Origin of the sequence: Streptomyces sp. NPDC056222 (assembly GCF_042264065.1) — a bacterium.
GTDB lineage: Bacteria > Actinomycetota > Actinomycetes > Streptomycetales > Streptomycetaceae > Streptomyces.
Map to the genome: position 1 here is coordinate 131,821 of NZ_JBHJTL010000005.1, position 21,564 is coordinate 153,384.

A 21,564-nucleotide genomic window follows, 5' to 3' on the forward strand; every position below is an offset into this window, starting at 1 on the left:
GGCTTGCGGGGGAGAGCGGAATGAGGCGGCGGCGTTGATCCGGATCCGGTTCACGGCGGAGGACTTCGCCCGGGTACGGTTCGCCGCCCGGGCGGCCCCGGTGCCGGAGCTGAACGCGGCCTTCATGATGATGTTCGGCGGCGGCGACGAGCTGCTCCACGACCGCTGGCGACGACGGGTGCTGCGGTCCCTGCCGGACGCCGTGGCACCGCTCGCGGACCTGGTCCCGGCGGGCGATCCCCCGCTCTTCCTGGACGTGCTCGGCGAGACGCTGACGGAGGGCCTCGACCTGGTGGAGGCGGCCCCCTCCGAGCTGGTGCGGTCGGAACTGGAGCGGGTGTACGCGGGGCGTCCGTCCCCACGGTGGATCCGCGAGCTCCACGCGGGCGGGGCGGGCGCCCGGCATGTGCTGCGCCGCGCCCAGCGGGCGGCGTTCGAGAAGGTGGTGGCACCGGTGTGGGCACAGGTGCAGGACCTGCACCGGGCGGAGTTCACCCGCCACGCCGTGACGGTCGCCGAACACGGCGTCGGTGCCGCCCTGCCGGCTCTGGTCCCGGGCACGCGGCTGCGGGACGGCGTCTGGGAGTGGGCGGCGCCGGAGCCGCGGGAGATACCGCTGGCCGGACGCGGTCTCGTCCTCCTGCCGACCTTCCACTGGACCGGCCGTCCGCTCGTCCAGGACCTGCCGGACCGACCGGTGGTCGTGACCTACGCGGCGGGCCCCGGCCTGCCGCTCACCCCGGACGCGGCGCCCGGCACGGACGATTCCCTGGCAACGGTCCTGGGCCGCACCCGCCTGGAACTCCTCCGCGCACTGGCCGACGCCCACACGACGACGACCCTGGCCCGCCGCCTGGGCATCAGCAACGCGACGGCGTCGGCGCACGCGTCGGCCCTGCGCGGCGCGGGCCTGATCACGACGACGAGAGCGGGCCGGTCGGTGGAGCACCGCAGAACAGCGCTGGGAGATCTTCTGGTGGGCGATGGGAGCTGACACCCCCGCCGTCGCCGTGGGGGCGACGTTTCCGCAGGGCTGGGGGTCCCGCCAGACTCCGTCCGGGGGGTCCCCAGCCCTGCGGGACGATTGCCCACAAGGGGTGGGAGCAGCCCGCCGCGCGCCCTAGCGCAACGCGTCGGCGACCTCGCGCGCCGCGTCCACGACCCGAGGCCCCACCCGCTCCGGCACCGCGTCCGCGAGCATCACGACGCCCACGCTGCCCTCGATGCCCGTGACCCCGACCAGCGGAGCCGCCGCGCCGCTCGCGCCCGCCTCCAGCTCGCCGTGGGTGAGCGTGAAGCCGGGTTCGATCAGGCTGCCCTGCCGGGCCGCGAGGATCGCGCGGCCCGCCGCGCCCCGGTCCAGCGGGTGCCGGAAACCGGCGCGGTAGGCCACGTGGTAGTCGGTCCAGGTCGGTTCGACGACGGCGACCGCCAGCGCGTCCGCCCCGTCCACGAGGGTGAGATGGGCGGTCGCGCCTATGTCCTCGGCGAGCGAGCGCAGCGCCGGCAGCGCGGCCTCGCGGACCAGCGGATGGACCTGGCGGCCCAGCCGCAGCACACCGAGGCCGACCCGGGCGCGACCGCCCAGATCGCGTCGTACGAGCGCGTGCTGTTCGAGTGTGGCGAGCAGACGGTAGACGACGGTCCTGTTCACTCCGAGTTTGTTGGACAACTCGGTGACGGTCAGGCCGTGGTCGGTGTCGGCGAGCAGTTTGAGGACCCTGAGGCCCCGGTCGAGCGTCTGGGAGGTTTCCGCGGTCACGACGCCCTCTCCTTCGGAGTGAGTGACGGCGGACCTTCAAACGAGAGCAGCGGCGCCGGTCCCGCGGCGACGCACGTCAGAGGCCGCCGGCAGGCCATGCGCACCGGCTGCGCTCCGCGGCGGCGCTGCCACGGGGCGTTTGCATTGCGGGGGACAGTAGCGATCCACTCCGCTCAGCGGAAGACCTCGTCCAGAATCCGGGCGCGAGCGACCGGATACGGTCGGTTCGAGGCGGAAGTCAGCCGGTCAAGGAGATTCACCGGACAAAGTCGACGATACGTGCGACGCACACGGTGTCCGGACAACCCCGACGGACGACCCATGGAACGCGAAAGGCCCGTACGCCCCCGCGTACGGGCCGCCCCCACACCCCTCGGCACTCACCGCGGGCGGGCGCCGCACCCGTACGCACTCACCGCATCCGGGTGGCCCACTCCTGCACCTTCTTGATCCGTTCGCGGATCTGGCCGGCCGTCGCCTCGGCGCTCGGCGGACCGCCGCACACCCGCCGCAGCTCGGTGTGGATGACACCGTGCGGCTTGCCGCTCTGGTGAACGTACGCACCGACCATCGTGTTGAGCTGTTTCCTCAGCTCAAGAAGCTCCTTGTGGGAAACGACGGGCCGCCGCTCGGCCGGAAGCTCCAACAGATCGGCCTCGGAGTCCGGCCTCTTGCGGCTGTGCGCGATCTGCCGGGCCTGTCGCTTCTGGAGGAGCAGCTGCACCTGGTCGGGCTCGAGGAGCCCGGGGATGCCGAGGTAGTCCTGCTCCTCCTCGCTGCCCGGGTGGGCCTGCATGCCGAACTCGGCGCCGTCGTAGAGGACCCGGTCGAAGACGGCGTCGGACTCCAGCGCCTCGAAGGGCAGCATGTCCTGCTCGCCGGTGTCCTCGTCCTGCTGCTTCTCGGCCTCCGCCATCTCCTTCTCGGACTCGGCGTACGGGTCCTCCTCGCCGTCCTTCTTCGGCTTGTCGAGCACGTGGTCGCGCTCGACCTCCATCTCGTTGGCGAAGCCGAGAAGGTTGGGGATGGTGGGAAGGAACACGGAGGCGGTCTCGCCGCGCCTGCGCGAACGTACGAAACGTCCGACGGCCTGGGCGAAGAACAGCGGGGTCGAGATGGTCGTCGCGTACACGCCGACTGCGAGACGGGGAACGTCGACGCCTTCGGACACCATGCGGACGGCGACCATCCAGCGGTCGTTGTTCTCGCTGAACTCGTCGATCCGCTTGGAGGCGGCGGCCTCGTCGGAGAGGACGAGCGTGGCCTTGGTGCCGGTGATCTCGCGGATCAGTTTGGCGTAGGCGCGCGCGGAGTCCTGGTCGGAGGCGATGACGAGCCCGCCGGCGTCGGGGATGCCCTTCCTGACCTCGGTGAGGCGCTGGTCGGCGGCGCGCAGGACGTTCGGCATCCAGTCGCCACGGGGGTCGAGGGCGGTGCGCCAGGCCTGGGAGATCGCGTCCTTGGTCATCGGCTCGCCGAGGCGGGCGGCGATCTCGTCACCGGCCTTGGTGCGCCAGCGCATGTTGCCGCTGTAGCTGAGGAAGATGACGGGCCGCACGACGCCGTCGCCGAGGGCGTTGCCGTAGCCGTACGTATAGTCCGCCGACGACCGCCGGATGCCGTCGTTCCCCTCTTCGTACGTGACGAAGGGGATGGGGTTGGTGTCGGAACGGAACGGCGTACCGGTCAGGGCGAGCCGGCGGGTCGCCGGGTCGAAGGCCTCGAGACATGCCTCGCCCCAGGACTTGGAGTCACCGGCGTGGTGGATCTCGTCGAGGATGACGAGGGTCTTGCGCTGTTCGCAGCGGTTGCGGTGGAGCATGGGCCGCACACCGACACCGGCGTAGGTGATGGCGACGCCGTGGTACTCCTTGCTGAGCGGCCCGGCGCTGTAGTCGGGGTCGAGCTTGATGCCTATCCGCGCGGCGGCTGCGGCCCACTGCTTCTTCAGGTGCTCGGTGGGCGCGACGACCGTCACCTGCTGCACGACGTGGTGGTGCAGCAGCCAGGACGCGAGCGTCAGCGCGAAGGTGGTCTTGCCGGCGCCGGGCGTCGCGACCGCGAGGAAGTCACGGGGCTGCTCCTGGATGTACTTCTCCATGGCGCCCTGCTGCCAGGCTCGCAGCTTGTTGGCGGTACCCCAGGGGGCCCGGCCGGGGAAGGCGGGAGAGAGGTGATGGGAGGAGGTGGCGGTGGTAGTCACGGTCTCCGGTTCGACGCTCGTCCAGGTATGACAACCGGGCCACCCTACCGGCGACCCGACCGGATCCTCGTGCGAACGCCCCGGGGGCGGCGGGGGTGCGACTCAGCTCACGTCGGTGGGGAGGAGGTCCCGCAGCACGTGCGAAATCACTTTCACCTCGTCGAACTCACCCGTGGCCACGGCGATGACCAGGCGCTCTGCGGCATCGACGTCCGGGCGCAGCTGAACTCCGTTCATGGCGAGGAAGGTGACGCAGGAGAGCCAGGCCGTGCGCTTGTTCCCGTCGATGAACGGACGGTTGATCGCCAGCGACTGGAGGAGTGCGGCCGCCTTGTCGATGAGGTCGGGGTACGCCTCCTCGCCGAACATCGCGGCGGACGGCCGGTGAACCGCCGACTCGAGCAGTCCCGCGTCGCGCACGACAACGGTCTGGTCATCGACCGCGTGCTCGGCGATGACCAGAACGTCCTCGGCGGATAGGTAGACACACGTCACTTGAGGCGCTCCATGAGCTCGTGCCACTTCGTCGCCTGCTCCATGGCGGTCTTCCGCACGATCGCCTGCTGGGCGGTGCGCGCCAGGTAGTCGTCGACCGCCTGGAGGAGTATGGCGTGCATGCTGGTGCCCTCCTGCTCGGCGCGCAGCTTGAGTGCCTCGGTCTGGTCGTCGCGGAGACGAAGGTTCATAGCCATACCAGAACAGTACCATTCGATGGGGCCAAATTGGTACCATCCCGTTTCATTGCTCGCCGTTACTTCCACCCAGCCGCGTCGCCACCCACGCCCCCACCAGCGCCACCCCCGCCATCGGAAGGAAGACCGCCGCGAAGGCCACCGGGTGCGCGCCCGCGCCCGAGGCCACGCCGTGCCCCACCGCTCCCCCGCCCAGCGCCACGAACGCCGCGCCGCCGGCCGCCAGCAGCAGCACGTTCGACAGGCCGTCCGAGATCTGCAGGGCCGCCGAGTTCGCGCCCGCCTCCTCCGGTGCGGAGAGCTTCAGGAGCAGCACGCTCGTCGAGGAGATCACCAGGCCCATGCCCAGGCAGCCCCACGCCCAGGCCAGGGCGACCGTCCACGCGGGCACCCAGGGGACCAGCACGGCCGGCGCGGTCGCGATCGCCGCCGCGACGAGAAGCATCCCGATCACCACGAGCCGCTCCCGGTACGGCTCCGTCCACGGCCGGGACTGGATCCAGGAGCCGAGCGCCCACGTCGCGCCGCCGACCGCGAGCGACATGCCCGCGAGCGTGGGGCTCAGGCCCCGCTGGGTGACCAGCATGAGCGGCACGAAGGACTCGGCCGCGATGAACGACCCGGCCGCGATCCCCCGCAGCAGCACCACGGACGGCAGCCCGCGCGCCGCGCGGTACGTCCCGCGCGGCAGCAGCCCCCGCGCGGCCGGGACCAGCAGCGCCGCGCCCACCACGGCGGGCAGCAGAGAGAGCCAGCGCAGCTCCTGGCCCGCGTACTGCAGCAGCCCCGCCCCGGCCGAGATCCCGAGCGCGAGCCGGATCCGCCGCCGGTCGTACGGCGGGAGCGGCGCGGCCGGGTCGGCGGGCCCGGAGGCGGTACGGCGGATGGCGGGAAGGGCGAGGGCGAGCGGCAGGAAGACCAGCACGGGGATCCCGACGAAGACCCACCGCCAGCCCAGATGCTCGGTGATCGTCCCGGCGGCGAGCGGCCCGACGACGGAAGGGACGACCCAACTGGCCGCGAAGGCGGCCATGATCGCGGGCCGCAGCGTCTCGGAGTAAGCCCGGCTGACGACCACGTACAGCGCCACGATCACCAGCCCGCCGCCCAGCCCCTGCACGGCCCGCCCGAGGATGAACAGCCACATCGCGCCGGCGGTCCCGGAGAGCAGCAGCCCGGCCGCGAAGGCGGAGATGCCGGTGGCGAGCGGGGCGAGCGGCCCGGCACGGTCGGACCACTGCCCGGAGAGCACCATGGCGAAGAGGCTGGTGGTGAAGTACGCGGAGAAGGCGAACGCGTACAGCGGGATCCCGTTCAGCTCGCGCGCCGCGACCGGCATCGCGGTCCCGACGGCTGTCGCCTCGAAGGCGATGAGCAGGACGACGGAGACGATGCCGATGCTGAGCGCCCGATGATCCCGGTCGAGCACGGATCCGCCGCCCGGGGAGGGGACGGCGGCGAGGGGCGCGACGTCGGCGTCGCGGGGTTCGAGGGCGCTCATATCATCAGAGTAAGGGGCATAACACTGAGTGGACCCTGTCGGGAGTCGGGTCCGACCTGGTCCCTTGGTCGTAAGCCGACGGACCGACGGCCCCACCGGCCGGCGCACAGACACCCCGCGGACGGACCGGATACGGGCCGCGGGCGGACCGGATACGGCCGCGGACGGGCGGCAGACGTACCGAATACGGGCCGACCATGAACGCCACATGGCAGTCGTGTTGCACGCCGCCCGGAACCCTTGAGCCCCTCCCCACCCCGCCCTACGGTCGTACTCGTGCACAACACGACCGTGTGCCCGAGTGGTTGAGGGGCTCGCCTGCAAAGCGAGTTACGCGGGTTCAATTCCCGCCACGGTCTCCAGCTGCCTGACCAGGCAGACGAAAGGGCGGCACCCTCGGAAGGGTGCCGCCCTTTCGGTCCCTCCGTCTCATTTGACCCGGTGGCGGTCTGGCGGGGATCACCGCCCCCGCGCCCCCTCCCCCCACTTGAGTAGGCTCCTGTTGCTCCAGCAACCGCTGGGGCGGCATGGGCGTACGACTGGGGGGTTCGCACGTGGAACGGCCGCGCCCGAACGAGGATTCCGCGCGAAGGATCGGCCCGTACCGTCTGATCACCCGCCTGGACCCGTCCCCCGAACTCGTCCCCTGCCGCCGTTTCGTCGCCCGCAGCGCGGAGGGCGACCGTACGGTGCTGCTCTCCGCGCCCCTGCCCGGCGCCGACCCCGCACGCTTCCTGACGGAGGCCCGGGCGGCGCAGCGGCTCCTGGGCCCGTGGATCGCACCGGTGACGGAGGTGGCGGATCCGGCCTCCGCCCCGTTCCACGCGACCCCGTACGTTCCCGCGCTTCCGCTCCCCGTCGCCCTCGCCGTACACGGCGGCCCGTTGCCGGAGGAAACGGTTCGGGCGATCGGCGTCGCCCTCGCCGAGACCCTGGCCGCCGCACACGCACAGGGCGTCACGCACTCGGGCGTGTCCCCCGCCGCCGTGCTGCTCACCTCCGACGGCCCGCGCCTGACGTGCTTCGGGGCGGTACGGGCGGCGGCGCCGGACGGGGAGCGGCGGGACGGCCTCCCGGGCCTCGACCCCGGCGCGCTGGCGCCCGAGCAGGCGTCGGGCGGACGGCCGCGCCCGCCGGGTGACGTGTACGCGCTCGGCGCCGTCCTCGCGTACGCGTCCACCGGGCACACCGCCCCGGAACGCTCCGAACTCCCGTCGGCCCTGGGCCCGTCGACAGCTTCCTGCCTCACCCGCGACCCCGCGAACCGACCCACCGCGGCCGACGTCCTGACCGCGCTCGCGCCGCCGACCCCGCACGGGACGGTGCTGAGCTCGGCGGGTTCGCTGCTGCCGCCCGGCCGGCTGCCCGGCCGGGTCGTGGCGGCGCTCGCCCGCCAGTCGTCCGAGATCCTCGCCGCCGAACTGCCCTGGAACTGACGCGATGCTGTCACCACTCACCCACGCCGACCCGGCGGCCATCGCCGCGTACCGTCTGCTCGCCCGCCTGGGCTCGGGCGGTATGGGCACGGTCTATCTGGCCCGTACCCCCGGGGGCCGTACGGTCGCCCTGAAGACGATGCACGCCCGGCTCGCCTCCCAGGCCGACTTCCGTACCCGCTTCCGGCTGGAGACGGACGCGGCGCGGATCATCGGCGGCCGGCACGGAGCGGCCGTCGTGGACGCGGACCCGCTGGCCGAAACCCCGTGGCTGGCCACCGAGTACGTCCTCGGCCCACCGCTCGACGACGCGGTGTCGCTGTGCGGCGGGCTTCCCGAGCCGACGGTCCGCGCACTCGGCGCGGCCCTCGCGGGGGCCCTGGCGCAACTCCACTCCTCGGGCGTCGTCCACCGCGACCTCAAGCCCTCCAACGTCCTGGTCACCGCCTACGGGCCGAAGATCATCGACTTCGGCATCGCCCGCGCGGCCGGCGACGACCGCCTGACGAGCACGGGCGCGGCGACGGGCACCCCGGCGTTCATGTCCCCCGAACAGGCGGGCGGCCAGGAACACACCCCGGCCGGCGACGTCTTCGCCCTCGCGGGCGTCCTCGTCTTCGCGGCCACGGGCCACGGCCCCTTCGGCACGGGCGCCCCGGCGGACCTCCTCTACCGCGTCCGCTACGCCACCCCCGACCTCACGGGCGTCCCCGAGTCCCTGCTCCCCCTCCTGACGGCCTGCCTCGCGAAGGACCCGGCGTCCCGCCCGACGACCACGGACCTGGCGGCCCACCTCCACGACGGCCAGGGCGAGTTCGCGGACCACCTCCCCGCCCTCCTCCTCACCGACATCGCCCGCCGCGCCACGGACGTCTGGCTCCCCCACCCCCAGCGCCTCCCGGCGCCGGCGGACGACCCGTACGCGGAGACAGCGGCGACCGGTTCTCCACGCCCGTCTTCCCGCCTGCTGTCTCGGCGCTCTCTTCTGGCACTCGGCGGCGGCGCGCTGCTCGCCGCCGGCGGCGGAGCCTGGGTGTGGCAGAACGGCGGGACGACGGAGAACAAGAAGCTGCCCACCGCTCCTTTGCTCGGTGACGGCCCGCCGTCCCTGTGGATCCGCGACATGGCTGTGGGCGGAGAGGACGAACGAGGCTTCCCTCTGGTCATCGAGGACGCCGTGGCCGTGGTGGCCGGCACGGGGATTGCCGCCCAGGACCAGGAGACCGGTGACAGTGCATGGTTCTGCACGGTGGAGACGTCCGCTCAAGCGGTCACCACAGACGGAACGCAGATCTACGTCGTGCCACAGAGACGGGAGGACGTGCACAAGGAGTTCGCGATCCACACCGTCGACCTGGACAGCGGTGATCTCGGACCGGCCGTGGCGCGGATCAAGGACCTCAACGCCAACATGTACTCCACTCAGTTGGTCTGCGCCGACGACGGTGTCGTGTTTCTGGCCGGGGCCGGCGGCACGCGGGCCACGCCGGCGAAGTCGTTCCTTCTCGCCGTCGATGTCTCCACGGGCAAGGAGCTGTGGCGGGAGGAAGTCGTCAACCCGGAGGGGGACACCACGTTCGTGGGAGGCGCGTCCATGCGGGGCGGCGTGCTCGTCTCCGCCGAGTTCGGCAGGGAGAAGTCCACCTCGCGCCTCGTCACCCGGGATGTACGTACCGGTGCCACACGGTGGCAGCTGACGTCCAAGTACGGCCCCGGACGCATCCCGCCCTGTATCGACGACCAGCACGTGTATGTCGGCGGTGACTCCCTCGTGGCCCTTCGTCTCTCCGACGGAAGCCGCGCCTGGTCGTTCGCCGCCGGAGAGCGTAAGGCCCTCGGCCCCTCGGCGGTCCGGGACGGCGTGGTGTACACCGTCGGGTCCTCAGGCATCGTCGCCGTCGGCGCCGCCGACGGGAAGATCCGCTGGCACGAGCAGCGACCCGGCGCGCAGCAGGGCGCGGACACCTACGAGAGTGTGGCCCCGGTCGTGGGCGAAGGACACGTCTACAACAAGATTGCGTCGGGGCTCAGCGCCATCGATCTCAAGACCCACCGCAGCAGTTGGGTCTACCAGACCGACGTCGCCCACCTCGTCGCGCAGGAGCGGGACGGACGGCTCTTCGCCGTGGGCGAGAACTTCCTGATCGCCCTCCCTCTCCAGTGACCCGTACAGACAGACAGGACGTACCCCACCCATGAACCCCCTCGATGTCGGCGATCCGCTGCGGCTCGGCCCGTACCGTCTCATCGGCGTACTGGGCGAAGGCGGCATGGGCAAGGTCTACCTGGGAGCCGACCAGGGCGGCAGCCCTGCCGCGCTGAAGGTTCTCCGACCGGACCTCGCGCACGACCAGCACCTGGCCCAGCGCTTCGTTCGCGAGGCGCAGACCGCGCAGGCGGTGACAGGCAAGGGAGTCGCGCGCGTTCTCGGTGCCCAGATGGAGGGCGGCAGGCCGTGGATCGCCACCGAGTTCCTCGCCGGTCCGACCCTGGAGGAGGCCGTATCCGCGCACGGAGCACTCGATGAGCAGAGTGTCCGGGCACTGGCCTCCTCGCTCGCGCGGACACTGGGCGACATTCACGCGGCAGGGCTGATCCACCGCGACATCAAGCCGGCCAACATCGTGCTGACCTCCGACGGGCCCCGAGTCGTCGACTTCGGCATCGCCCGCCCCGAGCACGGGCTGACGCTGACCACGACGGGCCAGACCCCTGTCACCCCCGGCTACGGCGCGCCGGAGCAAGTGCTCGGACGGCGCGTCACCGGCGCTGCGGACGTGTTCTCGCTCGGCGCCGTTCTCGTGTACGCGGCCAGCGGCAGGCGCGCGTTCACGGGACCGCATGTCGCGGCCGTCCAGTACGCGGTCGTCCACGAGCAGCCCGATCTTGCCTCGCTGTCACCGCAGCTCCTCGGACTCGTGGAACCCTGTCTCGCCAAGGACGCGGTTCTTCGCCCGACACCCGAGCAGATCGCCCGCGTCTTCTCCGTGTCCCGGAAGGCCCGGCCAGTCTGGCGCCACGGGCCCGTCTTCCAGGAGATCAAACTTCGGGAGACGACCGTCCGCCGGCAGACCACCGCGACTCGCACCTCGGTGCAGTCGGTGGAGTCGGTTTCCAACAGGCGCCGTTTCCTCACGACGTGGGGTGTCGGCGGTGGCGTGCTGCTGGCCGCCGGCGGCGGATCCGCCTGGTGGCTCCGGGATCGTGCCGCGAACGCACTCCCACCTGCGGGAGACGCTCCGGACGCCCCTCTCCTCGATGCGGAGAAGGAGGGAATCAGGCCGAAGCCCCTGTGGGGGCCGGTCGAAGCCGCTGCCCGGGGTCCTCTTCCCACCCCGGTCGTGTTGCGGGACGTGGTGATCTTCGCAGCCAGGGACGGCGGCCTCACGGCCCTCGCGGTCACCGATGGGAAGCGGAAGTGGACGCTGCCTCACCTGTCCGCCCGCGCCCGGCAACTCGCCGTCGACGAGGACCATGTGGCCGTGGCGGACGATTCCGGCCGGCTCGTCGTCCTCGAGGCGTCGACCAGCGCGGAGAGGTGGTCGGTGGCGGATGCCGACGTGGCAGTCCTGTTGGCGACGGATTCCGGTGCCATCTACTTCATCACCAGGAAGGGGACACTGCGCGCCGTCGACATCACCGGCCGGAAGGTGCGTTGGACCGGTCCCCCCGTCAAGACTCCGGAGGGCGACACAGGCCCGCTCGCCGCGGCGAGCGGGAATCGCCTCATCGTGTCCCTGGCGAGCGGCAACGTCTCGGCCGTGGACACCATGACGGGCCGCGAGCTGTGGGAGATCCGCGGCCAGGGCACGACCGTCCTGCAGCCTCTGATCGACGACGACACCATCTACCTCGGCGGCCGGACGCTGGCCGCCGTGACGCTCGACGGACGCCGGTTGTGGGCGGTGGACGCCCATTGGCCGCCGAGCGGCACCCAGGGCGGCTGGGGGCCTCCCGCCCTTGACGGCGAGGGGATCATCGCGGTCGAGGGCGCCTTTGCCTACCGCTTCGACAAGTCGGGGAAAAGGGACCTCGACCTGTTCGCCGACCTGAGGGGCGGAAGGTCACCTCTGACTCCTCCCGTGATCCAGGGGAGCTGCATCTGGGTGATCGAGGGGGAACCGGAGCACGGCGTATCCGGCCTTTCCAAGCCGAGCAGCAAGCGCGTGTGGACGTATGAGCGGGACAACCGCGGCCCATGGAGCATGGTGGGCGCGGGCAACCGGGTCTTCCTGATCAGCAAGGGCCAGGTGGTAGCCATGCCGGTCTTCTGACCGGCATGGCGGGTTCGGTCACCTGCTGGGGAGCGGCGTCGATCCGTCAGCTGCTCGGCGTCGCCGACGCCCCGGGCGCGGGAGTCTTCGCGGACCAGAAGTCGGAGGTGACGTTCGGCGCCGTGGGCGGCTGCTTGCTGTAGTCGGGGCCGTTCGGCGGCGCGGTGGGGGGCGCCACGTCGGACGGATCCACGCACGGGGTGGTCACCTCGAGGTGGGCCTGGCCCTTCCACCCGATCTGTACGTTCACCTGGAACCCGTCAGGAGTCCAGTAGTACGCCGAAAGCTTGTCCTTGCTCGTCGCGCGGAACGTGAAGCCCTTGCTCCGCCAATGGCGGTCGACCACGCCGAGGAATGCGGACCGGCGCTCCTCGGAGATGACGGTCATGACCGTGCGCTTGCGGTCGGTGGAGCACTTGCCTGCCATCGTCTGCCGGTGTGTCCACTGCACGGGAGGCACGATCGCCGCGAAGGTGTCGTCGAGGATCTTGTCGGCCCTGTCCGCAGCCTCTTGCATGTCCATCTTCGGAACAACCCTCTCCTTGCCGCTCTGTTCCTTCTCCTCGCCCGTCGGCGAGCAGGCCGCGACGAGGACCATGAGGCCCAACGCCGCCAGTGCCCTGCGCTTCATCGTCGGGCCTCCGGGATCAACTGTCCGGGCTGCCCGGCGACGATGGCGGCGATGTTGTCGGCAGACATCTGGTCCTTCTCGGGTGTGAAGTAGTTCGAGTGGGCTCCGAGGTCGCCCACTTCGCTGTTCCAGACGTCGGGGAACTTCGGGTCCACGACCGGGGGGCCGGGGTCGACCCTGAACCTGGTGGCGCCGAACGCCTCGCTCGCCGGGTCCTTGCCGAAGTAGACGTCGTCGTCGCCGATGTCGCCCGCGTCGGCACCGATGGCACCGCCGAGGAGCGCCCCGCCCGGGCCGAACACGGAGCCGATCGCGGCGCCGGTGGCTCCGCCCTTGATCGAGCCTTCCGACGGCAGCTTGGTCACGATATCGTTATCCGCCGCGCCGACGAAGACATGTCCCTTGTCGACACCGAGGTCCGTGGCCTTGTCCACCCCGACGCCGGGGCTGCCGACCAGGACGATGTCGTCGACCCCGGGGATACCGCCGGGCTGCTGCTGGGTCGCCTGCCCCACGGTGAGCGAACCGTAGGAGTGGCCGATCGCGGTGATGTGGGCGTCGTCACCGAAACCGTTCGTGGCGGATATACCGGACATGAAGGAGTTGTACGCCGGCGCGCCACGCTGGGCGTCGTCCTTGGACATCACGTCGACGTCCTGCGGGGCGTCGTAACCCAGCCAGACGATGGAAGCGCTGGAGGGATCGATGTCCCGGGCACCCGACGCGGTGTCGAAGGCGCGCTTCACCGTGCCACCCGCGAACTCCCCGTCGAGCTTCGTGCCGAGGCCCGGTACGTAGGCGGAGACGTTCCTCGAGGTGTCCGGATTTCCGTAGGCCACGATGGCGCGACCATTGCCCTGGTCCCCGATACCGAGCAGGAACATGGGCGGTTCGGATGCCGTGTTCAGCTTGTCCTGGATGCCCCGCAGGCCGGCGAGCTTGGTCATCGACGCCTCGTCGCCCTGGTCGGCGAGCTTGCCCATGAGCTGGGGCATGTAGTTGCGGTTCGCCTCGTCGCGTGCCACCGACGGGACCCCGTCGAGGTTGCCGATGGTCTCCGGGTAGGCGGCCATGTACGCGATCTTGTCCTCCTCGCTGAGCCCGTCCCACCATGCCTTGCGCTCGGCCGGGCTCTTGTCGGTGGGGATGCCGTCCTTGAAGACATCGTCCGCCGCACCGTGCACCGCCTGCGAGTCCTTCTGGACGTCGGCCCAGGTGTTCTCGGTGACGTCGAGGCCCTGCTCCGCCTTGAGCTTGCGTACGGCGGTGGCGTACTCGCCGTCGATCCTCCGGGCCTCGGCGAGCGCGTCACCGATCGTGTCGGCGATGTCCTGTGCCTTGGCCGCGTTCGGATTGAGGTTGGCCATGGCGGCGACGTCCGCCATCACTCCGCCGAAGAACCCGCTCGTGCCCTTGACCGTGTCACCCTGCGGCTTCTGGCCCGCGACCTCGGGGCCGGCGGCGGGGTAGCTGACCGATCCGTCGGGGTGGACCGTGAACCCGAGGTGCTTGGCGTCCTCCAGCGCGTTGACCAACTTCCGCTGGGGACCGGCCAGTTCCTGGGCGAGTCCGTTGAGTGCGAACTGCAGCAGTCCGCACTCGGTGTGGATGTACTGGTAGTTGCGGCTGAGCCGGCCGAGCCGGGCCGCTGCGGCCAATGTGGACATGCCCTTGGTGACGTCGGTCAGCTTGGGCACCACACCGCTGTCGATCTGTCGGCGGGACTCGTACGCCTGCTTGCTGACGTCGCCCCATCCCTGGCCGGCTTCCGTGAGCTCAATGAGCTTGAGGTCTTTGAGTTCCTGTATCGACATCATCGCGATCACCGCCCGCCCTTGTCCGGCTTGGGCGCGATCTGCGCGAACTTCGCCAGCTGGGCGGCCTCGAGCTCACCGTGCTCCACGGCGACCTGCCTCAGCGGCCCCTCCAGGTTCCCGGCCTCGTCCCGCACGGTCTTCAGACGCTCCTGCCAGGAGAACAGCACGGCGCTGAGCGCGGCGGTGGCCTCGAGCCCCTCGGTGTTCGCCTGCACGCCGTCGTGCGAGGTCCCCAGCTTCGTCAGCGCGGAACTGGTGTCGGACTGCAGCTTCACCACAGCACCCGCGGCGTGGGTCCACGGCCCCTCGGTCTGCTTGAGGTCCGCCGCCCCACCGGAAGCGCCACCCCCACCACCACCGGATTCCGGGGCGAGTTGTGCCAGTTTCATCCCCGGCTCACCCGAAGAACTGCTGCTCTCGGCCTGCAGCAGTTGCTGCAGGCTTTGCGGTTGCGTCTCACCGGCCACGGCGTCTCCCCGTTTTGCGAATCCCGATGCGTCAATTTCCAACGCGCGCGGTAACGCTACCGGGTGAGCCCCCGGCATACACAAGTGCAATGCGGAATCCCGGCGAATCAGGCGCTGAGGACCGATTTGAGCCCCGCGGAAGGCGCGCTCCACCGCTTCCGGAACCCGTGGACGAGGCGCACGTCGACCGGTACCCGGAGGCAGGCTGACGCCCGGCGTGATCGTCCCGGGTTGCGGGGTACGTCAGCCGGGCTGCCCGGGCCCGGGAGGCGGGCCGTACTGGGTGGTCTGCTGCGGGTACGGGTTGGGCTGCTGCTGCGGGGAGCCGTAGGCCGGGTACGGGTTGGGCTGCTGCTGCGGGGGGCCGTAGGGCGGGTACGGGTTGGGCTGCTGCTGCGGGGGGCCGTAGGGCGGGTACGGCGGTGCGGCAGGTGCCATGGCCGGAACCGGGGGCGTCTCACTGCGTCGTCGCGACCGCACGACAACAGCGGCAACGGCGCCGCCTATCAGGACGGCTGCGCCGACCCCAAGAGCAATCCACAGTCCGGAATTACTGCCGTCCTCCGACGCGGCGGGTGCGGGCGCGGCCGTGGCCGGCTTCTCACTGGGCGCCGCCGACGGCGCGGACGAGGCGCTCGCCGAAGGCGACGCGGACTCGGCGGCGGCGAGGTCGGGCAGCGGGTAGACGTCGGCGGGGCCGGGGTCACCGGGGTTGGTCAGGGCGATTCGGGGGCGGATGGCTCCGTATCCGATGAGGTCGGTACGTGCGTCACCACTCTTGGGCTTGCCCGCGGTGTTCAGCATGACGCGGAGGACCTGGTTGTTGGTCCAGTCGGGGTACTTGGACCAGATGAGGGCGGCGGAGGCGGAGGCGAGGGCGGTGGCGTTACTCGTTCCGTCACCCCCACACAGCTGAGTACCGCCGGAGCAGGCACTGACGATGTCTACGGCAGGGGCTGCCAGGTCAACCTGCGGGCCAGTCTGCGACTTCGACCACCGAGTCGCCTTCCTGGTCAGCCCGCCCACACCGACGACACCGGGAGTCGCGGCCGGGTACTCGACCTGATTTCCCTCGTCAGCACTGTTGCCTACTCCCGCAAAGATCAGCTTGTTCTTCGACAGTGCGTATCGGACTGCCTCGGCGAGTACAGGCTGCGGTGTCACCGGACTGGCCGCAGAGATGTTGATGATCTTCGCATCGGAGTCGGCCGCGAACCGAATGGCCGTCGCCATCCCTTGCGCGAACGTCGCCGTGACCTTGCCCTGCAGGCGTTCTGTGTTGCTAGCAACGCGAATGGGCAGAATCTTCGCCTTCGGCGCCAGTCCGTACGAGCCCGCAGCCGCGCCTCGTGCCCCTGTAGCGGCAATCAAGGCAGCCATGCTCGTGCCGTGATTGTCGATGTCTTTGTTCTCGTCACCGGCACGGGACGAGTAGTCCTTGCCAGGGAGCACCTGGCCTCGGAGGTCGGCGACGGAGTCGTCAACGCCGGAATCGATGACCGCGACGGTGACGCCGGCACCTTTGGTGATCTTCCACATCTCGTCGGCCTTCATGGCATCCAAATGCCATTGCTGCTGACGGACGGTCTCCGCATGAGCCGGCGTCGCGCCGATGCCCAGCAGTGTCAGGGCCATGGTCGCCGCCACAAGGGAGCCTGAACCGATGGCCCGTCCACTGCTGGTCCGCATGCGCTTCTCCGTGTCCTTTGTTAAGAGATCAGTCGACGACCGGGGGGACGATGCGACGGGCGCCCTGCTGCCACGTCTCCTCGTCCTCGGTCAGGTAGTCCGGGCGCTCACCGTTCCGCTCGTCGGAACGAGAGTCTCCGGTCCGGGCACCCGCACCGTGGAGCGGCGCTCCCATCGCACGACCCTGTGCCGCACCTGCACCCGTACCCGTACCCGGCTGGCCACCCCGGACGAGGCCGGAGCCACCCGGAGTGAAGGGACGCGCACTGGCCTGGCCCGACTGCTGAGCCCGGCCACCGACCACGCCGCCCGTCTCCGTCGCCAGTCGACGCCCGCCCGGATAGCCCGGGCCCTGTCCAGGACCGGTGCCCATGTGCGGACCGGTACCCATGGGACCGCGGCCGTGGGTGCTCTCCTGACCGATCACCGTGCTCCGTGGAAGCCCGGTCTGCGGACGCCCGGTCTGCGGCACCTGTCGGCCACCGGAGATCCCGTCCCGCGGCATACGGGACGTGGGGTTCGTGGGACCGACGGTCCCAGGGCCCGGCAGGCCTCGCATGGTCGGTGCGACCTTGCCACCCCCACCCGGCGGATACTGGTTGCCCGAGCCGCCGGTGAGGGACGGCGGAACCATGGTCCTGCCGTCGGGGTACGTGATGGGGGTGTCCGGCCGATGCGGCGCCGTGGTGCCGGGAGGCCCCGACGGAATGGTCGGGGCGTCGGGGAGCACCAGACCGCCGTCGATCTCCATGTCCACGTTACGGTCGGGGACGACCGTGCCCGGCTTCGTCGGGGTCGTATCACCGGGGCGAACGACGCCGCCGTCGGTGTCGCCCACAACGGACCCGTCACTGCTGCCTGTCGACTTCGTCCGCCCGGCAGTCTCGTAGCCACCCGTGGTCGACGACACTCGGCTGCTGGACGAGCTGCCGGGGACCGCCATGTAGCCCTTCGGAGCGATCCACTCATCGTTCATGCTGGAGGGCGCCGGAAACTCCGGCCTCGGCGCGCTGTTCACCCGCTGGCCGTTGTGCGTGTACGTCTGCCCGAGCGAACGAAGCTTCATCATCGCCTCGATGCGCGCCCGCTCACGAGCGGTCGCCGCCGCGTTCATGCTGTCGGTCGCGTCCTTCACGTCGGTCTTGCCCGCGCCGGGGTCGTGGGCGGCCGCGTACTTCACGCGCTGAGCGCTCGCGTAGTCAGCCTTCGCGTCCGCGCTCGTCTTGGCGAGGTCGTCCACGCCGCTCTTCGCCTCGACCATGGCCTGGGCCGACTCGGCCAGGCACTTGCTGGCCAGCTCGGTGTACCCCGCGAGGTAGAACGTGGCGCTCGCCGTGGCGCTCGTCCACTCGACGAACGACTCCGACGCCGCGCCCTTCCAGTTGAGGCCGCCGGATGCGCGAGCGCGCAGGTACTCGGCGATCTTCGTGATCTCCGTCGCCGCAGTCGCGAGCTTGATCGAAAGCGCCTCGGCCCGCTCCTTCTGGATCGGAGTGAGCATGGCCAGCAGCTGCTCGTTGGTCAGCCCATCGAGTGGCGTCGATGCGGCTTCTGGTGTCTTGGGCGTGTCACCCATGCGAGTCTTCCCCCGTTTCCGTCTCGTACCTCACCCGTAGCTGCCCTCTCCACGGCTGTCGCCGTCGCCCGTAGGCACGGCCGTCTGCGACGTCCCACCCATGGCACGCCGATCCCCGTCCTCGTCGCTCTCACGCCTCTGCAGGTCCGTGATCTGCGTGTTGAGCGACCTCATGCGCGCGCGGATGTCGTCGTCGATGTTCTCGTACCCGGTCTTCGAGAAATCGATCGCGATCTTCATGCTCTCCATCTGAAGTCCGAGGACCTTGGAGAACTTGACCAGCTCCTCGCGCACGACGTCGTACGAGGAGAAGAGGAACTCGGCCTCCTTGAACCCCGGACCCGCGAGCGCACCCTTGTCCAGCCAGTCCGCGGCGATCTTGCCCGGGCCCGCGTGGGAGTCCTGGAAGTCCTTGAGCAGCTGGTCCACGCGGCTCTTGAGGTTGGCCAACTCGCTTACCTCGACGGCCAGACTGGCAGCCGCCGCAGCCGCCCCCATGACCCCACCGAACATCCCCATCGTCGACAGCGAGCCAACCGCTCCCCCGCCACCGTCCAACGCCTCCGCCATCGCCGCCTCCCCGTTCGACAAGTCTCAGACCTTCACTCTAGTCAAGACGACGGACAGAGTGCACCTCTGGGTTGCACGCGCAACGCAGATCCCGTGGTTACGACTTGGGCACGGTGATCAGTGGCCGGCCAGGCCAAGGGCCGTTCCGCCAGGCCCTGGATGGCCGAATTCGCACGGCCGCGGAAGACCTGGTCCGGAGCCCCCCAGCCATGTGACGCGTTTCATGGTGCGAACGGCCCCGGAGCTCGGCTCACGTGCCGGACGGAGCCGGAGGTGGGGTGAGACCCGGCTCGATCGTCGCCCGGAGGTAGATACGGGTGATGCCGGGCGTGAACTCATGGGAGAACAGCTCCAGACAGTCCCCGACGTCACTTCCGACGTCCACGGATTCCGCCCCCGGGCAGAGGTCCCCTCTCAAGAGTCCGTCGACCAGGGTTTCGGGTTCCGGAAGTTGTAGGTGGGCGAAGCCATCGGCCCGCTCGTAGTCCTTGCCCTGAGGGTGGTGGTTCCGGATCAACCGCGTGCCCTTCGGGATCGACGGCGCCAGGTAGGCCGTCGCTTCCTGGGTCGGCAGCGTGAAGCTCAGCAGTCCCGAATCATATCGTTCGCCCGTTTTATAGCCTGCACGCCGGTCCTCGGCGTTCTCGGGAATCCGGATGTCGAACTGTTCGGCCATCCATGCGGGGGTTGCCCCGCTCTTCCAGCAGCACTCCCGCTCCCTCTTCTGGGAGTCGGACAGCCATCTGTCCGCGAGCAGGGAGAAGGCCAGAACTGCCGTTGCGGCAACCGCGAGCACCACCGCACCGACAGTCAGCAGTCGACGATTCGAGGACGACCCCGTGCGCGTCTCGCGGTCGGTTCCGCTCACCTGCCAGTGCCTCCCCTGCCCTCGCGCGCCTCGCGCCCGTTGTCCGTCCGCCCGCCTTCGCGACCGGGGTCGTCGGGCTCGGGGAGCGGCTCGGGATTCGAGGCTGCGGAGCCCAAGTCGTAGTGCTTGACCGAACTGCTGCCGGACATGTCGAACTCCTGGGCAAGTCCCGTGGTGTGCAGGCGTGCCATCTGCCCGTCCGGAACGCCCATGCCGTAGATGTCCACGCCCTTGCCCTGGTCCCAGTTGTAGCGATCCCAGGCATTGACCTGGTAGTCGAGGCCGACTTGCGGCTGACCTGCGGCGTCAGGCACGACAGTCACCACACCCGTCACGTTGGCCCTGGTGGAACCAACGGCGTAGAACCAGTTCAAGTCGTCGCCCTGGCGGAACTCGTAGTCTCGCTGATTGGCCGTCTCCACGGGGATGGCCACAGGCCGGCCGCCATTGGCCTTGAACTCGGCCAACGCCATGTCTCGCCAGTCGTCCTGGCTCCTCCTGATGTGGTCCTCCATGTGCGCTCTGAAGCCCTCGTTCTCGGAGAGCATTTTGTCGACGGGCAGCACGATGGGTTCGCCCTTGTTGTCGTCCAGGTAGTGATCCATGTGGCGGGCGGCGTCGACCAGTCCCGCCGCGTCGGCGCCCTCCTGAATGGTCCGCATCTTCGCGCGGGTGTACCACTCCTCGAAGCCCGGTTCCTCCACGTTGTACGGCCCCGCGCCCCTGTCCGGGGCAATCTGCTTGACTGTGGGGTTCAACAGGCCCGCCGCCAGCAGTTTGTCCTTCTGGTTCGTCCAGAGTTCAGCCCTGGCCTCGGGGCTCAGCGAGCGCCACAGGCGCCGGAGTTCATCGCGCTGCGTGTCGTTCGCGTCCTTGCCGAGCGACGCCAGCTTGACGGCACGAGGCAGCTGGTCCTCGTCGAGCGAGGTGTACCGCGCATGGCCGGCATTGTGCGGATCACCACCATGGGTGCGTTTCAGGGCCCGCGTGACGGCCACATCGACCTCCGACGCGTGGGCGATGAGACCCGTGATGGTGTCGGCGTACCACTGCATCAGGTCCTTGGTCCGCTGCGTGGTGCCCTCAGGTGTGCACATGGCCTCCATGACTCGGACCGTTCCGCTGCCCGCGTCCGTCACCAACAGGCCGGGGTCCTTCTCCGAGCCGTTGGCCGCGTCCTCGGTGAGGGACTTCGCCCGCTTCTGAATGCTCTCCAGTTCGGAGTGGGCGTCCTCGAGTACGGCATGGATACTGCTCGCCTCGGTCCGGAGGTCGGCGAACTCCTTCGCGGTGCCGCGCACGAACTCCCTGGTGACGTCAGCGTTGACGCCCTTCCACTGAGCCGCTTCGGACTTCCGCAGCAAACCGTTCCTGGCAGCTGTCTCCAGCTTCGTAAGCTCGGCCACCATGGCTTTCCAGTCGCCCAGGGCGGTGTGGAGCTTGGCCAGGTCCATGCTCATGAGGTCGGTGTAGGTGAACGTCGTCATGAATCCGGCCCCCCTTGTCAGCTGACATACCGGGCTATGTCTGACGCTCGGACCGTAGAGCCGTCCCGGTGCCGCAACGAGTCCTCGATGTGCTTGTCGTTCTGCGCGTGCGACTTCTTCGAGTAGTCGAGGTGATTGGAGATGTGGGCACACATCTGCAGAACCGTCTTCACCTGCGAACCCCACACCGAAAGCGTGGTGAGCAGCTCTCCTCCCATGGTCAGATGCCGCGACGACAACTCTCCGGCCGCCTGGGCCGTGGAGCCCGAGCCGCTCTTGTCGCTGCCGGTGCCCGCGATATCGGCTTTCTTGCGCAGAAGATCGTGCAGCAGAAACGCCTCATGGCCCACGGCGCCGAGGTCGTCCTGTGTGACGACCATGTCCATCGCCCCCGAAGCAGACCCACCCGGGCCCGCCGCGTTGAGCCGGGTACCAGCGGATTGCCGCCCCTGGGCCGCCGATAAGACCTCTGCCCATTCGTCATCGAACGCCATGACTCCCCCGCTCGGCGTCAATACGTGATTGGAACGTTCATGCTATCGATGCAGTCGCCGTGATTGCAGGTGTAATCAAGACCGTCTTCACCACATG

At 69.9% G+C, this 21,564-nt stretch carries 18 protein-coding genes and 1 tRNA gene; 5 read left to right on the forward strand and 14 right to left on the reverse strand.

Annotated features, from left to right (window positions below; all coding sequences use genetic code 11):
- Positions 1-34: 34 nt before the first annotated feature.
- Positions 35-994: an ArsR/SmtB family transcription factor gene (locus tag ACFC0D_RS04620; protein WP_376430987.1), complete on the forward strand. Its 960-nt coding sequence runs from the start codon at positions 35-37 to the stop codon at positions 992-994.
- A gap of 126 nt (positions 995-1,120) precedes the next feature.
- Here ACFC0D_RS04620 and ACFC0D_RS04625 read toward each other — a convergent pair whose 3' ends face one another.
- From ACFC0D_RS04625 to ACFC0D_RS04645, 5 genes are all read right to left on the reverse strand, one after another.
- On the reverse strand, positions 1,121-1,762 hold the full coding sequence (locus tag ACFC0D_RS04625; protein WP_376430988.1) for an IclR family transcriptional regulator: 642 nt from the start codon (positions 1,760-1,762) through the stop codon (positions 1,121-1,123).
- Positions 1,763-2,174: 412 nt separating this feature from the next.
- Positions 2,175-3,965: a DEAD/DEAH box helicase gene (locus ACFC0D_RS04630; protein WP_376430989.1), complete on the reverse strand. Its 1,791-nt coding sequence runs from the start codon at positions 3,963-3,965 to the stop codon at positions 2,175-2,177.
- A gap of 102 nt (positions 3,966-4,067) precedes the next feature.
- On the reverse strand, positions 4,068-4,460 hold the full coding sequence (locus ACFC0D_RS04635) for a type II toxin-antitoxin system death-on-curing family toxin (RefSeq protein ID WP_376430990.1): 393 nt from the start codon (positions 4,458-4,460) through the stop codon (positions 4,068-4,070).
- Positions 4,457-4,657 (reverse strand): CopG family transcriptional regulator, encoded by a 201-nt coding sequence (locus tag ACFC0D_RS04640; protein ID WP_376430991.1) that lies wholly within the window; start codon positions 4,655-4,657, stop codon positions 4,457-4,459. The genes ACFC0D_RS04635 and ACFC0D_RS04640 overlap by 4 nt, the downstream gene beginning before the upstream one ends.
- Before the next feature lie 46 nt (positions 4,658-4,703).
- The gene (locus ACFC0D_RS04645) at positions 4,704-6,158 is read right to left on the reverse strand and encodes an MFS transporter (protein ID WP_376430992.1); all 1,455 of its coding nucleotides are present in this window, start codon (positions 6,156-6,158) and stop codon (positions 4,704-4,706) included.
- 287 nt (positions 6,159-6,445) lie between these two features.
- On the opposite strand from ACFC0D_RS04645, the gene ACFC0D_RS04650 reads away from it, so the two are divergent.
- The 4 genes from ACFC0D_RS04650 to ACFC0D_RS04665 all read left to right on the forward strand — a co-directional run bounded on the left by ACFC0D_RS04650 (position 6,446) and on the right by ACFC0D_RS04665 (position 11,868).
- Positions 6,446-6,520: transfer RNA gene (locus tag ACFC0D_RS04650), tRNA-Cys, on the forward strand.
- 165 nt (positions 6,521-6,685) lie between these two features.
- On the forward strand, positions 6,686-7,594 hold the full coding sequence (locus ACFC0D_RS04655) for a serine/threonine protein kinase (RefSeq protein ID WP_376430993.1): 909 nt from the start codon (positions 6,686-6,688) through the stop codon (positions 7,592-7,594).
- A gap of 4 nt (positions 7,595-7,598) precedes the next feature.
- Complete coding sequence (locus ACFC0D_RS04660; RefSeq protein ID WP_376430994.1) at positions 7,599-9,758, forward strand: protein kinase; 2,160 nt, start codon at positions 7,599-7,601, stop codon at positions 9,756-9,758.
- A gap of 31 nt (positions 9,759-9,789) precedes the next feature.
- The gene (locus tag ACFC0D_RS04665; protein WP_376430995.1) at positions 9,790-11,868 is read left to right on the forward strand and encodes a PQQ-binding-like beta-propeller repeat protein; all 2,079 of its coding nucleotides are present in this window, start codon (positions 9,790-9,792) and stop codon (positions 11,866-11,868) included.
- A gap of 46 nt (positions 11,869-11,914) precedes the next feature.
- On the opposite strand, the gene ACFC0D_RS04670 is transcribed toward ACFC0D_RS04665, so the two are convergent.
- From ACFC0D_RS04670 to ACFC0D_RS04710, 9 genes are all read right to left on the reverse strand, one after another.
- A complete protein-coding gene (locus ACFC0D_RS04670) occupies positions 11,915-12,499 on the reverse strand; it encodes a hypothetical protein (protein WP_376430996.1) in 585 nt (194 codons plus the stop codon).
- Entirely contained in the window at positions 12,496-14,316 is a 1,821-nt protein-coding gene (locus ACFC0D_RS04675; RefSeq protein ID WP_376430997.1) for an alpha/beta hydrolase, read from the reverse strand. Before ACFC0D_RS04675 ends, ACFC0D_RS04670 begins: the two co-directional genes overlap by 4 nt.
- Positions 14,317-14,321: 5 nt before the next feature.
- Positions 14,322-14,783 (reverse strand): hypothetical protein, encoded by a 462-nt coding sequence (locus ACFC0D_RS04680; RefSeq protein WP_376430998.1) that lies wholly within the window; start codon positions 14,781-14,783, stop codon positions 14,322-14,324.
- A 243-nt stretch (positions 14,784-15,026) separates the two neighbouring features.
- Complete coding sequence (gene mycP, locus ACFC0D_RS04685) at positions 15,027-16,472, reverse strand: type VII secretion-associated serine protease mycosin (protein WP_376430999.1); 1,446 nt, start codon at positions 16,470-16,472, stop codon at positions 15,027-15,029.
- A 28-nt stretch (positions 16,473-16,500) separates the two neighbouring features.
- A complete protein-coding gene (locus tag ACFC0D_RS04690; RefSeq protein ID WP_376431000.1) occupies positions 16,501-18,048 on the reverse strand; it encodes a hypothetical protein in 1,548 nt (515 codons plus the stop codon).
- 30 nt (positions 18,049-18,078) lie between these two features.
- A complete protein-coding gene (locus tag ACFC0D_RS04695) occupies positions 18,079-18,639 on the reverse strand; it encodes a hypothetical protein (protein ID WP_376431001.1) in 561 nt (186 codons plus the stop codon).
- A gap of 229 nt (positions 18,640-18,868) precedes the next feature.
- Positions 18,869-19,486 (reverse strand): hypothetical protein, encoded by a 618-nt coding sequence (locus tag ACFC0D_RS04700; protein ID WP_376431002.1) that lies wholly within the window; start codon positions 19,484-19,486, stop codon positions 18,869-18,871.
- Complete coding sequence (locus tag ACFC0D_RS04705) at positions 19,483-20,973, reverse strand: hypothetical protein (protein WP_376431003.1); 1,491 nt, start codon at positions 20,971-20,973, stop codon at positions 19,483-19,485. Before ACFC0D_RS04705 ends, ACFC0D_RS04700 begins: the two co-directional genes overlap by 4 nt.
- A gap of 17 nt (positions 20,974-20,990) precedes the next feature.
- On the reverse strand, positions 20,991-21,467 hold the full coding sequence (locus tag ACFC0D_RS04710; RefSeq protein ID WP_376431004.1) for a hypothetical protein: 477 nt from the start codon (positions 21,465-21,467) through the stop codon (positions 20,991-20,993).
- Between the last annotated feature and the right edge of the window lie 97 nt (positions 21,468-21,564).

Bases quoted from the DNA above. Each gene is read 5' to 3' on its own strand.
- ACFC0D_RS04705 (WP_376431003.1), bottom strand. From the start codon at position 20,973: ATGACGACGTTCACCTACACCGACCTCATGAGCATGGACCTGGCCAAG.
- ACFC0D_RS04665 (WP_376430995.1), top strand. From the start codon at position 9,790: ATGAACCCCCTCGATGTCGGCGATCCGCTGCGGCTCGGCCCGTACCGT.
- ACFC0D_RS04655 (WP_376430993.1), top strand. From the start codon at position 6,686: ATGGGCGTACGACTGGGGGGTTCGCACGTGGAACGGCCGCGCCCGAAC.
- ACFC0D_RS04660 (WP_376430994.1), top strand. From the start codon at position 7,599: ATGCTGTCACCACTCACCCACGCCGACCCGGCGGCCATCGCCGCGTAC.
- ACFC0D_RS04645 (WP_376430992.1), bottom strand. From the start codon at position 6,158: ATGAGCGCCCTCGAACCCCGCGACGCCGACGTCGCGCCCCTCGCCGCC.
- ACFC0D_RS04640 (WP_376430991.1), bottom strand. From the start codon at position 4,657: ATGGCTATGAACCTTCGTCTCCGCGACGACCAGACCGAGGCACTCAAG.
- ACFC0D_RS04690 (WP_376431000.1), bottom strand. From the start codon at position 18,048: ATGGGTGACACGCCCAAGACACCAGAAGCCGCATCGACGCCACTCGAT.
- ACFC0D_RS04670 (WP_376430996.1), bottom strand. From the start codon at position 12,499: ATGAAGCGCAGGGCACTGGCGGCGTTGGGCCTCATGGTCCTCGTCGCG.
- mycP (WP_376430999.1), bottom strand. From the start codon at position 16,472: ATGCGGACCAGCAGTGGACGGGCCATCGGTTCAGGCTCCCTTGTGGCG.
- ACFC0D_RS04710 (WP_376431004.1), bottom strand. From the start codon at position 21,467: ATGGCGTTCGATGACGAATGGGCAGAGGTCTTATCGGCGGCCCAGGGG.
- ACFC0D_RS04675 (WP_376430997.1), bottom strand. From the start codon at position 14,316: ATGATGTCGATACAGGAACTCAAAGACCTCAAGCTCATTGAGCTCACG.